Source organism: Rhizobium sp. WCS2018Hpa-16, from assembly GCF_031843705.1.
GTDB lineage: Bacteria > Pseudomonadota > Alphaproteobacteria > Rhizobiales > Rhizobiaceae > Agrobacterium > Agrobacterium tumefaciens_C.
The window spans coordinates 575785-588280 of the sequence record NZ_JAVTIX010000001.1; the positions used below are offsets into that span (position 1 = coordinate 575785).

13 protein-coding genes and 1 tRNA gene are annotated in these 12496 nt (G+C 57.1%); 12 read left to right on the plus strand and 2 right to left on the minus strand.

Annotated elements, in window-relative coordinates; all coding sequences use genetic code 11:
• Positions 1-88: 88 nt before the first annotated feature.
• The 4 genes from ribH to RQI55_RS02790 all read left to right on the plus strand — a co-directional run bounded on the left by ribH (position 89) and on the right by RQI55_RS02790 (position 4619).
• A complete protein-coding gene (ribH, locus tag RQI55_RS02775; protein ID WP_042616021.1) occupies positions 89-535 on the plus strand; it encodes a 6,7-dimethyl-8-ribityllumazine synthase in 447 nt (148 codons plus the stop codon).
• 4 nt (positions 536-539) lie between these two features.
• A complete protein-coding gene (nusB, locus tag RQI55_RS02780) occupies positions 540-1037 on the plus strand; it encodes a transcription antitermination factor NusB (protein ID WP_243255648.1) in 498 nt (165 codons plus the stop codon).
• Positions 1038-1057: 20 nt separating this feature from the next.
• Positions 1058-2293 carry an MFS transporter gene (locus tag RQI55_RS02785; protein ID WP_243255649.1) on the plus strand — a complete coding sequence of 412 codons (1236 nt, stop codon included), beginning with the start codon at positions 1058-1060 and terminating at the stop codon, positions 2291-2293.
• 187 nt (positions 2294-2480) lie between these two features.
• Positions 2481-4619, plus strand: a complete 2139-nt coding sequence (locus tag RQI55_RS02790; RefSeq protein WP_243255650.1) for a sodium-translocating pyrophosphatase — start codon at positions 2481-2483, stop codon at positions 4617-4619.
• Between the two features lie 66 nt (positions 4620-4685).
• Here RQI55_RS02790 and RQI55_RS02795 read toward each other — a convergent pair whose 3' ends face one another.
• Positions 4686-5225 (minus strand): outer membrane protein assembly factor BamE, encoded by a 540-nt coding sequence (locus RQI55_RS02795; RefSeq protein WP_042616018.1) that lies wholly within the window; start codon positions 5223-5225, stop codon positions 4686-4688.
• Positions 5226-5453: 228 nt separating this feature from the next.
• On the opposite strand from RQI55_RS02795, the gene RQI55_RS02800 reads away from it, so the two are divergent.
• The 8 genes from RQI55_RS02800 to RQI55_RS02835 all read left to right on the plus strand — a co-directional run bounded on the left by RQI55_RS02800 (position 5454) and on the right by RQI55_RS02835 (position 10947).
• The gene (locus RQI55_RS02800; protein ID WP_243255651.1) at positions 5454-6002 is read left to right on the plus strand and encodes a ubiquinol-cytochrome C chaperone family protein; all 549 of its coding nucleotides are present in this window, start codon (positions 5454-5456) and stop codon (positions 6000-6002) included.
• Positions 6002-6565 (plus strand): DUF177 domain-containing protein, encoded by a 564-nt coding sequence (locus RQI55_RS02805; protein ID WP_311272244.1) that lies wholly within the window; start codon positions 6002-6004, stop codon positions 6563-6565. The genes RQI55_RS02800 and RQI55_RS02805 overlap by 1 nt, the downstream gene beginning before the upstream one ends.
• Positions 6566-6666: 101 nt before the next feature.
• Positions 6667-7731, plus strand: coding sequence for a phosphate acyltransferase PlsX (gene plsX / locus RQI55_RS02810; protein WP_243255652.1), 1065 nt, complete (start codon positions 6667-6669; stop codon positions 7729-7731).
• On the plus strand, positions 7732-8703 hold the full coding sequence (locus tag RQI55_RS02815) for a beta-ketoacyl-ACP synthase III (RefSeq protein ID WP_243255653.1): 972 nt from the start codon (positions 7732-7734) through the stop codon (positions 8701-8703). It abuts the gene before it with no gap.
• 145 nt (positions 8704-8848) lie between these two features.
• Positions 8849-9187, plus strand: coding sequence for an integration host factor subunit alpha (locus RQI55_RS02820; protein ID WP_042616108.1), 339 nt, complete (start codon positions 8849-8851; stop codon positions 9185-9187).
• A 165-nt stretch (positions 9188-9352) separates the two neighbouring features.
• Positions 9353-9883, plus strand: a complete 531-nt coding sequence (locus RQI55_RS02825; protein WP_042616013.1) for a MerR family transcriptional regulator — start codon at positions 9353-9355, stop codon at positions 9881-9883.
• Positions 9884-10088: 205 nt separating this feature from the next.
• Complete coding sequence (locus tag RQI55_RS02830; RefSeq protein WP_192064048.1) at positions 10089-10796, plus strand: nuclease; 708 nt, start codon at positions 10089-10091, stop codon at positions 10794-10796.
• Positions 10797-10861: 65 nt separating this feature from the next.
• Positions 10862-10947: transfer RNA gene (locus tag RQI55_RS02835), tRNA-Leu, on the plus strand.
• Positions 10948-10964: 17 nt separating this feature from the next.
• On the opposite strand, the gene RQI55_RS02840 is transcribed toward RQI55_RS02835, so the two are convergent.
• Entirely contained in the window at positions 10965-12425 is a 1461-nt protein-coding gene (locus RQI55_RS02840; protein ID WP_243255655.1) for a TrkH family potassium uptake protein, read from the minus strand.
• Positions 12426-12496 lie beyond the last annotated feature (71 nt).

A 12496-nucleotide genomic window follows, 5' to 3' on the forward strand; every position in this document is an offset into this window, starting at 1 on the left:
CGCGAAAAATGCTTGCCAATCGGGGCTAGCCATGGTTTGACCGCGCCAAAAGCCGGGATGATCCGGCGCAGCCTTTCAGGAAAATCTTATGTCCAAGCCCCATCTTCTCATCGTGGAAGCACGTTTTTATGACGATATGGCCGATGCACTTCTCGATGGCGCGAAATTTGCGCTCGATGAAGCTGGCGCCACCTATGACATCATCACCGTACCCGGCGCGCTGGAGATCCCTCCTGCTATCGCCATGGCGCTTGACGGCGCAGACAATGACGGCGCGGAATATGATGGCTTCGTTGCGCTCGGCATGGTCATTCGCGGTGAAACATACCATTTCGATATCGTTTCCAATGAATCCTCGCGTGCGCTGATGGATCTGGCTGTCAGTGAATCGCTGGCCATCGGCAACGGCATCATGACCGTTGAAAATGAAGAGCAGGCCTGGGCGCGCGTTCGCCGGTCCGACAAGGACAAGGGTGGCTTCGCGGCCCGTGCAGCACTGACCATGATTGAATTGAAGAAAAAACTGGGTGGCTGAGACCATGAACAACACTGAAAACGGTTCCGAGCCCCGCCAGCCATCCACAAAGCCCGTCAACCAACGCGGTGCGGCGCGGCTTGCTGCCGTGCAGGCCCTTTACCAGATGGATGTAGGCGGCACCGGTGTGATGGAAGTCGTTGCCGAATACGAGGCGCATCGGCTTGGCCAGGAAGTGGATGGCGAAACCTATCTGAAGGCGGATCCATCCTGGTTCCGCTCCATCGTTGCGGGCGTTGTCCGGGATCAGACAAAGATCGATCCGCTGGTGCGCTCTGCGCTGCAGGAAGACTGGCCTTTGTCGCGCCTGGACACCACTGTTCGCGCAATTCTCCGCGCCGGTACTTTCGAAATTCTCGAGCGCAAGGACGTTCCGGTTGCGGTCATCGTCACCGAATATGTCGAAATCGCCCGTGCGTTCTTCGAACATGAAGAGCCAAAGCTGGTGAACGCGGTTCTGGACCGGATCGCCAAGCAGGTGCGCGGCGAGGCAAAACGCTGATCTAGGATATTGAGGAAGATATGAGCGCTGTTTCTGTTGTCGGTCTTGAATATCAACTGGCGCAGGCCAAGCGCAATGTCTTCCTCCTCATGGCGGCGCAAGCCATCATGGGCTCTGCCGGGCCGCTCAGCTTTTCCGTTGGCGCGCTTGCGGGCTATCAGCTTCTGGATACCGACAAGGCTTTGGCCACTGCACCGCTGACCGGCTTCAACATCGGCGTGGCGCTTGGCGCCATCGCCGTTGCCATCGCGTCACGCTATATGGGACGCAAAGCGGGTTTCATCTTCGGTGCACTTTTGTGCGCCACGGGTGGTGGCATCGCGGCTGTCGCACTTTTGCGCTCCGAATTCTGGCTGTTTGCCGCCGGCTTGATGCTGATCGGCATTTCGAGTGGCTTCACGCAGAAAATTCGTTTTGCTGCTGCTGACGCTTCACCCTCCTTCTACAAGCCGAAAGCTATCTCCTGGATTCTGGCGGGTGGCATCGGATCCGCCATCATCGGCCCGCAGCTGGCCATTTTTGGTAAGGATCTGCTGGCACCGGTTACCTTTGCCGGTGCTTTTATAGCGCTCATCCCGCTCGGCCTCGTTGCCGCCGCCATATTCTCTTTTCTGAAATTGCCTGAACTGCACAGTGCATCTGCGACGGATGAACCGGCACGGCCTCTCATGGCCATCGTCAGCACCCATCGCTTCGTTACCGGCATGATCTGTGGCATCGGTTCCTATGCGCTGATGACGTTCATGATGGTGGGCGCGCCGCTTGCCATGGTCATCGGCTGTGGCTTCCCAACTGAACTGGCGACGCTTGGCATCCAGTGGCACGTGCTGGCCATGTTCGCGCCCAGCTTTTTCACGGGCATGCTGATTGCACGCTTTGGCGCAGAAAAGGTCGTGGCTGCCGGGCTGGTTATTCTGATGGCTTGTGCGGTTGTTGCGCATATGGGAATCGAACTCTGGAATTTCTGGGCGGCACTCATCCTTCTCGGTGTGGGCTGGAACTTCGGATTCATCGGCGCAACCTCAATCGTTTCGTCCAGCTACCGCCCGCATGAGGCCGACAAGGTGCAGGGCTTCCACGATATCGTGCTGTTTGGAACCGTGGCCATCTCGTCATTTGCGTCGGGTCAGGTGTTTTCCGCCTTGGGCTGGTCGTTCATGAATCTCATCATCTGGCCCGTAGCAGGCACCTGTTTTCTCCTGGTTCTTTTTCTTTTGCTAAAACAAAAGCAGAACCACTCTGTATCAGAGGCTTAAGATTTCCAGCTGACATGTTTCGGGCTTGACGCAGCGGGTTTCGGCAACGCATCCTCCGCGCGCAAGCCGTTGCTCCCGGGAGGGGAAAGGCAGCTTACCTCGGCGTAAGGGTCGTTGCACCCTCACGCCCCGCATGGTTTCGCCCACCGGGCAGGGAGTGAGCCCGGCACATTGGAGGTAAGTGCGAATGACTGTCATTGCATTGGTAATTTTATGCGGTGTCCTGTCCGTGGTGTACGCGGTCTGGGCAACGAAAAGCGTTCTGGATGCCGATCAGGGCAGCGAACGCATGCAGGAGATCGCAGGCTATATTCGTGAGGGCGCGCAGGCCTATCTCAGCCGTCAGTACTTCACCATCGCAATTGTCGGTATCATCGTCGCAGCCGCCGTCTGGTACTTCCTGTCGCCGGAAGCCTCCATTGGGTTCATCATTGGTGCCGTTCTGTCCGGTGCCGCAGGCTTTATCGGCATGCATGTTTCGGTTCGGGCCAATCTGCGCACTGCGCAAGCCGCATCCCACAGTCTGGCCGCCGGTCTCGATATCGCCTTCAAGTCCGGTGCCATCACCGGCATGCTGGTGGCTGGCCTCGCGCTTTTGGGTGTTTCCATCTATTACCTCGTGCTGACGGCAGGCATGGGCCATGCAACCGGATCGCGCGAGGTGATCGACGCGCTGGTTTCGCTGGGCTTTGGCGCATCGCTCATCTCCATCTTCGCCCGTCTGGGCGGCGGCATTTTCACCAAGGGCGCTGATGTCGGTGGCGATCTGGTGGGCAAGGTCGAGGCTGGCATTCCCGAGGATGATCCGCGTAACCCTGCTACGATTGCCGATAATGTCGGCGATAATGTTGGCGATTGCGCCGGTATGGCGGCTGACCTGTTTGAGACCTATGCCGTCTCTGTCGTGGCAACCATGGTTCTGGCTGCAATCTTCTTTGCCGGTGCGCCGGTGCTGGAAAGCGCCATGCTCTACCCGCTGGCGATTTGCGGCGTCTGCGTTCTGACATCGATTGCCGGAACGTTTTTCGTCAAGCTCGGCACCAACAATTCGATCATGGGCGCGCTCTATAAGGGGCTTATCGCAACCGGTGTCTTTTCTGTCGCGGGACTGGCTGTCGCAACGTCGCTCACCATCGGCTGGGGCTCCATTGGTACCGTGGCCGGCATGGATATTACCGGCACCAACCTGTTTCTGTGCGGCATCGTTGGCCTTCTGGTGACGGCCCTCATCGTCGTCATCACCGAATACTATACCGGCACCAACAAGCGGCCGGTGAATTCGATCGCGCAGGCATCGGTCACCGGCCACGGCACCAACGTCATTCAAGGCCTGGCGGTCTCGCTGGAATCGACAGCACTGCCAGCCATCGTTATCGTCGGCGGCATTCTTTCCACCTATCAGCTTGCAGGCCTGTTTGGCACCGGCATTGCGGTGACGGCCATGATCGGTATCGCTGGCATGATCGTCGCGCTCGATGCGTTCGGTCCCGTGACCGATAATGCGGGCGGTATCGCGGAAATGGCGGGGCTTGATCCTGATGTGCGCAAGGCGACCGATGCGCTTGACGCGGTTGGCAACACCACCAAGGCTGTGACCAAAGGCTATGCCATCGGCTCGGCTGGCCTTGGCGCGCTGGTGCTGTTTGCGGCCTATTCCAACGATCTGTCGTACTTTGCGGCGAATGGCGATCTCTATCCCTACTTCAAGGATATTGGCGACATCTCCTTCAGCCTCTCCAACCCTTACGTGGTAGCCGGTCTGATCTTTGGTGGCATGATCCCCTATCTCTTCGGCGGTATCGCCATGACGGCTGTGGGCAAGGCCGCAGGCTCCATCGTGGAAGAGGTGCGCCGTCAGTTCCGCGAAAAGCCTGGTATCATGCAGGGCACGGAGAAGCCTGACTATGGCAGGGCGGTCGATATTCTGACCAAGGCGGCAATCCGCGAAATGGTCATTCCATCGCTGTTGCCAGTTCTGGCACCGCTCGTCGTCTATTTCGGCGTGCTGCTGATTTCGGGCTCCAAGGCATCGGCTTTTGCGGCGCTGGGCGCTTCCCTGCTGGGCGTCATCATCAACGGCCTGTTCGTCGCCATCTCCATGACATCAGGCGGTGGTGCCTGGGATAATGCGAAGAAGAGCTTTGAAGACGGCTTTATCGACAAGGATGGCGTGACGCATCTGAAGGGCTCTGACGCACACAAGGCGTCCGTCACAGGTGATACGGTGGGCGATCCCTACAAGGATACGGCTGGTCCTGCGGTCAACCCGGCCATCAAGATCACCAATATCGTGGCGCTTCTTCTGCTGGCCGTTCTGGCCCACTGAACCTTCGCTACAAACAGAAAGGCCCGCGACACATGTCGCGGGCCTTTTGCATGGACGGATGTTGGATCAGAAGCCGCTGCCGCCGCCGGCGCTCTGGCCCAGAATGCTTTTCGCGATGCCGGCACCGGCGGTTCCGCCTGACAGAAGCTGCTGCAGGAAGGTAAGATCCTTGCCGCCCGTTGGTGTGGTGCGAGAAATCGTATCGAAGACTTTGCCGTCCTGAAGCGTGTAGTTGGCCTTCTGGGAGACAACGCCGTTCTTGTCGAAATAGATCGCGAGAATATTTTGCTCGACCAGCGTCGGCTTCATGAAGGCCGCTTTGCGAACGCGTTTCTGGGAGATGTAATAGAACACCTCGTTACCAAAGGTCGCGGTGGTGGAGGGGGTGCCCATGGTCAGCAGGACCTGTTCACGGCTGGAGCCGACAGGGATGAGCTGCAGGGACTGCTCGTCTGCCACGTAACCGTTGTGGAAAACGTCGGTGGTGCTGGAGCAGGCCGTCAGCAGGCTGGATGCGACGACGATCGCAAGGGCGGTCTTGCTGAGAAATTTGGTCTGCGTTGCGGATTTCTGCTTGCTCACCTGCGTTTCCCCGACTGCGATCATGAATGGCACCTTTCGGCATTGCGTGTTGTACCGCTTCTGTACACACGATTATGTCAATCCGGGGACAGGAGTTCCCCGTTTCACAAAGGAAAGCAATGGCTGTCCGATCATCAACGTGACCTCAACGGCATTGCAATTCTCGGATGCTTCGGTAAACCAGCTTTGGCAATCATGCAACAAGTGCTAGGGGCGAGACGCGATTTCGCCGATCAATATTCGGAAATTTCGATGGTGTTTGGCCTTTTCAAGAAGAAAAACAACAATCGCGCCATCGTTGACAGGCAATATACAGCGCTGACGACTGTTGCGCGCCACCCGGATTTCTATCTGCACCTCGGTGTGCCCGATACCGTGATGGGGCGTTTCGAGCTGCTGTCCATTGTGATGATTCTGTATTTTCGCCGCATGAAGTTCGCCGCGACCAGCGGTCAGGAAATTGCACAAGAGATTATCGACGCTTTTTTTCAGGACCTCGACCACTCCATGCGTGAGCTTGGTATTGGCGACCAGGGCGTGCCCAAGCGTATGAAAAAATTCGCCGGAATGTTTTACGGGCGGCTTGAGGCTTACGCTTCAGCACTCGATACTCAGGATGGCGAGGCCCTTGCGGCAGCCCTTGCCCGCAATATATACCCAGAGCCAGACACGACCGCGCCCGATATGCGCGGCCTTGCCGATTGGATGATGGGGGCTGCCGATGCCCTGGCTGCGCAGTCGGAAGAATTGATCGCGACGGGGCGCGTTAGCATGCCCATCCCGGATTTGAAGAGGTTTTAATGAATTCGCAGCACGCGGCCAATGATGACGTTCCTTTTTCCTATCTCGTGAAGGTAGGTCACATTTCTGCCAATCCCGTCAGGATTGGTCTCACCGCAAGCCCGGAAGAACTCGCAGGGCTGGCAAAGTTGTGGGACGTCTTGTCTGTGGAGTATCTGAAAAGCGAATTGCAGGTCACACGCTGGAAAAAAGATGGGCTGAAGATTACCGGCGATGTGCGGGCCGCACTGACTCAGGCTTGCGTTGTGTCTTTAGAGCCGGTCTCAAGCGTGATTGATGAAAAGATCGAGCAGATTTTTGTGCCGGAAGGCTCCAAACTTGCACGCTTGATGACCAACGAGCAGGGCGAGATCGTGCTCGATCCTGATGGTCCTGATAGTCCCGATCAATTCAGCGGTGACACGATTGATGTTGGTGTGGTCGTTGCGGAATTTGCAGCACTTGCAATCGATCCCTATCCACGCAAGCCGGATGTCGACTTCACCGGCTTTGGTGATGGAAACGCCGAGGTAGAGAAGAAGCCATCGCCTTTTGCGGCGTTGAAGGACTGGAAAAAAGACTGAATCCCGTTGGTCATTGCCAATAATTCAGTTGTAAGAGAGCGCGGAAACGTTATTTTCGCGCAAAATTCCAACCGCACGGCGGTAAGAAGGATCAGGGACGAGTGATCAGAATAGCAATTGACGTCATGGGCGGAGACTTTGGCCCTGATGTTGCCATCGCAGGTGCTGCCAAGGCACTCGAGCGGCATACCGATGTAACCTTTCTGCTCTACGGGCAGAAGGCCATATGTGAACCTATTCTGGCGCAGTATCCAACACTTCGGAACAGATCGGAGTTTTTCGATTGTGAAGTGTCTGTCACCATGGACGAAAAGCCGAGCCAGGCCTTGCGCCGTGGCCGCTACGTTTCCAGCATGTGGCGCGCCATAGAAGCCGTAAAGGTTGGTGAGGCTGACGTCATCGTGTCCGCTGGCAACACCGGTGCGCTGATGGCCATGGCAAAGTTCTGCCTGCGCACCATGGCGCGCATCGAGCGTCCTGCCATTGCCGGTATCTGGCCCACGCTGAAGGGCGAGAGCATCGTTCTGGACGTCGGGGCAACCATCGGCGCCGATTCCCAACAGCTCCTCGATTTTGCCATCATGGGCGGCGCCATGGCGCGCGCGCTGTTCGACATTGATCGCCCCACGGTCGGCCTGCTGAATGTTGGCGTCGAAGAGGTCAAAGGTCAGGATGAAGTTCGTGAAGCCGGTCGCCTCATCCGCGAGGCCGATCTCGGCACCATCGATTATCGCGGCTTCGTTGAAGGCAATGATATTGGCAAGGGAACGGTCGATGTGGTCGTGACCGAAGGTTTTACCGGCAATATCGCCCTGAAAACGGCCGAGGGCACGGCACGACAGATCAATACCCTGTTACGCGACGCGATTTCCCGCAGCTTCATTGCCAAGATCGGTTATATCCTGGCGAAAAGCGCCTTTGATGTGCTGCGCGAGAAAATGGACCCCCGCAAGGTCAATGGCGGTGTGTTTCTCGGCCTGAACGGCATTGTCATCAAGAGCCACGGCAGCACGGATGCGCTTGGTTTCGCATCGGCGGTCGATGTTGGTTACGACATGGCGCATAACGGTTTGACCGCGAAAATAGAAAACGATTTGAAAGCATACCACGCAAGACGCCTTCCGCCTCCGGGCCCTGAAGCGCTCGTGGTTGATGAGGAAGAATAGATGATACGCTCAATCGTAAGAGGTTACGGTGCCGCTTTGCCAAAGCGCGTCATGACGAACCAGGACATTGAGGCGATCGTCGATACCACGGATGAATGGATCGTCCAGCGCACGGGCATCAAGCAGCGTTATATTGCCGGTGAGGGTGAAACGACCTCTTCACTCGGTGAGCTGGCTGCACGTGCTGCGCTGGAGAATGCCGGTATCAAGCCGGAAGAAATCGATCTCATTATTGTAGCGACCTCCACGCCTGACAACACGTTTCCGGCAACGGCGGTCAACATTCAGAGCCGCCTTGGCATTACGAGCGGCTTCGCGTTTGATGTTCAGGCTGTGTGTTCGGGCTTCGTCTATGCCATGGCCACGGCTGACCTCTATATCCGTGGCGGCATGGCCAAGCGGGTTCTGGTCATCGGTGCCGAGACCTTCTCTCGTATTCTCGACTGGACCGACCGCACGACCTGCGTGCTGTTTGGCGATGGTGCGGGCGCAGTGGTGCTTGAGGCGGGCGAGGGTGAGGGCAAGACCTCCGATCGCGGTATTCTGACATCTAACCTCCGCTCCGACGGTTCCCACAAGGATAAGCTGTATGTGGATGGTGGGCCGTCTACGACCGGTACAGTGGGGCATCTGCGCATGGAAGGCCGTGAGGTTTTCAAACACGCAGTTGGCATGATCACCGATGTTATCGAGGCAGCGTTCGAGGCCACCGGCACAACGGCGGATGATCTGGACTGGCTCGTGCCACACCAGGCAAACCGCCGCATCATCGATGGTTCTGCGAAAAAGCTTGGTATCCCGACTGAGAAGGTCGTGATCACCGTTGATCAGCACGGCAACACATCGGCTGCCTCCATTCCGCTCGCGCTGGCTGCTGCTGCTGCCGATGGTCGCATCAAAGAGGGCGATCTGGTCATGCTGGAAGCCATGGGCGGGGGCTTCACATGGGGTGCCGTTCTACTGCGCTGGTAAAGTTTTATGGATAATACCTTGTAAGCCATTGCCACTATTAATGGAAATGACTTAACTAATCCGGAAACTCTGCTTGACCGGTTGCAACAAGGGCAATAATCTCCGCGCTGTTCAGCAAGATAAAAAGAGAGCGGTGCGGGGAAATATGGCCGGGAAAACAGTGACACGTGCGGATCTAGCCGAGTCTGTGTTTCGTAAAGTGGGGTTGTCCCGAACCGAATCCGCCGAACTGGTCGAAACCGTGATTGACGAGATTTGCAATGCGATCACGCGCGGGGAAGTTGTCAAACTTTCCTCATTCGCAACATTTCAAATCCGCGAGAAGAACGAGCGCATCGGTCGCAACCCAAAGACCGGTGAGGAAGTGCCGATTTCGCCGCGGCGTGTGATGACCTTCAAGGCATCGAACGTTCTCAAGCAGCGTATTCTCAAGGCTCACTCCGCCCGGAAAGCCAAGCAGAAAACCCAGAAGACCAGCGCCTGAATCTGGCGTGACATCTCCGGTTCATATGTTTCTGCACTCAGGGTGCTGTTTCTTCCTGTGAACATGATTGAATTTCAACCGCCTAGCCGTTGATATCTATACGATTCGCATCGTACCTTGAGCCTTGTTTTGGAATCCTGCCTATGGTGTGGATGGGAGTTGAACTTGGATAAGAGCCCCGACGCCTTTCGAACCATCAGTGAAGTGGCTGAGGATCTAGATCTGCCGCAGCACGTGCTGCGCTTTTGGGAAACCCGCTTTCCGCAAATCAAGCCCATGAAGCGTGGCGGTGGCCGCCGCTATTATCGTCCCGATGATGTCGATCTGCTAAAAGGCATCCGGCACCTGCTTTATGATCACGGCTATACGATCAAGGGCGTGCAGAAGCTGCTCAAGACCAATGGCAACCGCTTCGTTTCCGCTATCGCCTCAGGCGATATGGCAACGATGGAAGCCATCATGGCGGCGAGCGGCGAAACCGCTGAGCCACGCGTTGCCAGTGCGGAAGAGGACGAAGTCGTCGGTCGGCCCAAGGCAAAGCCGAGTGGCCGCTTTTTCGGCTTCGGCGGTGCTGCAGACGACACGCCGGAAATCTCTCTCGGAAAATCCAGTATCAACAAGGACGACCGCGCGCTGTTGCAGGAAGCCCTTTTCGATCTTCTTGAATGCAAGCGCCTGCTGGATCAGGTCCGCTGATCTCAAGAAAAGCTTGGGATAACTCGATTTTTTGATGGGCATTTATTTCAAATGCCAACCTTTCGGAAACTCCTTGCGCAGATAATGCGCCTGCGTGCCGGTAGAACGAGCATAATCTCTGCTTGCCTCTGCCAGCGCCTCGAAAAGCGAATTTGCTGCCGTTGCCAGTTCCTATAGCAACGCGCCGTAGACAAGGAGTTTCGCCGTGAGCAAGAAAAAGCCCGCCGCCCGCCGCCGTTCATCCGCCAAATCAGGTGGCTCCGGGCTGTGGTCATGGTTGCTGCTGCTGGGGGTGGCGGTTGGTGGCATTCAGGTTTACGAGCATCGCGATAGTCTACTGCCCCAGCTGAAAAGCACGGTCGCCTCTGTTTCGAAACCAGCCTCATCGCCCCAAAAAACGGCCACACGTGACGTTTCGAGCGAGCGGCCAAAGTCTGCGCCCACACAGACTGCCGGCCTGCCTTCCAGCGGTGCTCCAGTGCCGCCGCGCTCCATCGCCATGCCAGCAGGAGCGGCTGCGATGCAAACGACATCCGCCACCCTGCCTGCGCCGCGCCCAGCTGTGCAAAATGTATCGCTTGGCGAAAAGCCGGCGGCCTTCGCCTTTTGCGGCCGTTCGGGCCTCAACAATTGCGTGGCCGATGGCAATACGTTCTGGATGAAGGGCGTGAAAATGCATCTCTCCGGTATCGAGGTGCCAAATACCGAGCAGGCTCGCTGCCTGGAGGAGCGCCAGAAGGGCTTCACTGCCAAGGTTCGCCTGCGCGACATGTTGAACGCGGGCGGTTTTCAGGTCGCATCCACCGGCAGCTCCTCCACCCTGTCGCGGGGAGGCGTCTCCTTCGCCGATCAGCTCGTCCGCGAAGGCCTCGCCCGTCGGACCGGATCACCAGCCCAATCCTGGTGCGGTTAAATCACACCGCAACCACGACGCCCGGTTGACCACAGCCGGTTGCACTGTGTAGATAAAAATCGCAAGCGGACGTGGCGGAATCGGTATACGCAGCAGACTTAAAATCTGCCGACCCACGGTCTTGCGGGTTCAAGTCCCGCCGTCCGCACCAATGCCCTCAAATTGCTCTCAAGCCTTCCAGAACAGCGGCATCAGCAGCACGAGTACGGTCAGTATTTCGAGGCGGCCCAGCAGCATCATCAGCGATAGAAGATAGAGTGCCGGGTCCTTGATGGTTGAGAAATTACCTGCGGGGCCGATGATGGGGCCGACGCCGGGGCCGACATTGGCGAGTGCGGTGGCGACTGCTGACGTTGCGGTCAGGAAGTCATAGTTCATGGCGCTCATGACAAGGCTGCCGCCGATCCACAGGGCAATATAGCAGCTGATGAAGAGAAAGACGTTGCGGATCGTTTCTGCGTCCACGACTTGCTTGCCATAGCGCACAGAATAGACGGCATCCGGATAGAGCAGTTTCTTCAGGCCGGTTTTCACGACGCTGAAGACGATGATGAAGCGGTATGCCTTGATGCCGCCCGCTGTCGAACCAGAACAGCCGCCCATGAAGGTGGCGAGGAAGGCAACGACCACCACGAAGGGTCCCCAGAGGGTGTAGTCATCGCTGGCGAAGCCGCCTGTCGACAGAATCGACGCCATGTTGAAGAAGGAATGGCTGAGCGCATGATCAAGCCGCACGCCATTCGTGACGTGGTGGTAGATGGCGACCGCTAGCGATATGGCGCAGAGATAGCCGATGAAGACGCGTATCTGCGGGTCGTGCAGAATATCCAGGCGTCCGCGCACGGCAAGCAGGATCATGACGGAGAAGGGCAGGCTTCCCAGGATCAGGAAGAATGTGGCGATCCACAAAAGTGCGATATTGTTTCCGAAAAACGCAAAAGACGCATCATGCGTGGAAAAACCGCCTGTCGCGATTGTGGACATGGCGTGGTTCAGCGCATCGAAATGGGTCATGCCTGCGAAATCGAAGGCGATGGTGCAGGCCAGCGTCATGACTATGTAGATTGCAACAAAGGCTTTGGTGAAGCTTGCAAGGCGCGCGAATGGGCGGTCGCTTGAGGTGTCTGACGATTCCATACGGAAAAAGGTCATGCCGCCAACGCGCAGCAGCGGCAGGATGAACAGGCCGAGCGCAACAATACCGATGCCGCCCAGCCAGCACAGCAATGAGCGCCAGAGCAGGATGCCCTGTGGAGTGTTGTCCAGCCCGGCAATAACGGTCGAGCCCGTGGTGGTGATTGCCGAAATGGATTCAAACAGAGCCTGGCCAAAGCTGAGATTGAGTTCAGACAGATACAGCGGCACAGCGCCGACGAGCGAGAACACCAGCCAGAGGACATTGACCAGCAGAAAGCCGAACCTTTTGTTGAAGGTGGGCATGGGCGCGCGGGTGGCGAGCGCACCGGCAAGTGCAAGCCCTCCACACATGAAGCCGGATGTGGCAAACACTGCCCAATCACTGTTTCCATAATAAAGGTCGGCCATGGCCGGGATAAACATTGCCGTCGCCATGTAAAGCCCGAAGATGGAAGCGATATAGAGGACCGCGCGCAGAAGGTTGCTATTCAAGAAATGAAACCTTGATTGAGTGAGGCGTACCGAAGTTGCGCAAAGAGTCTTTGTCTCAAGCGTTTTCCTAT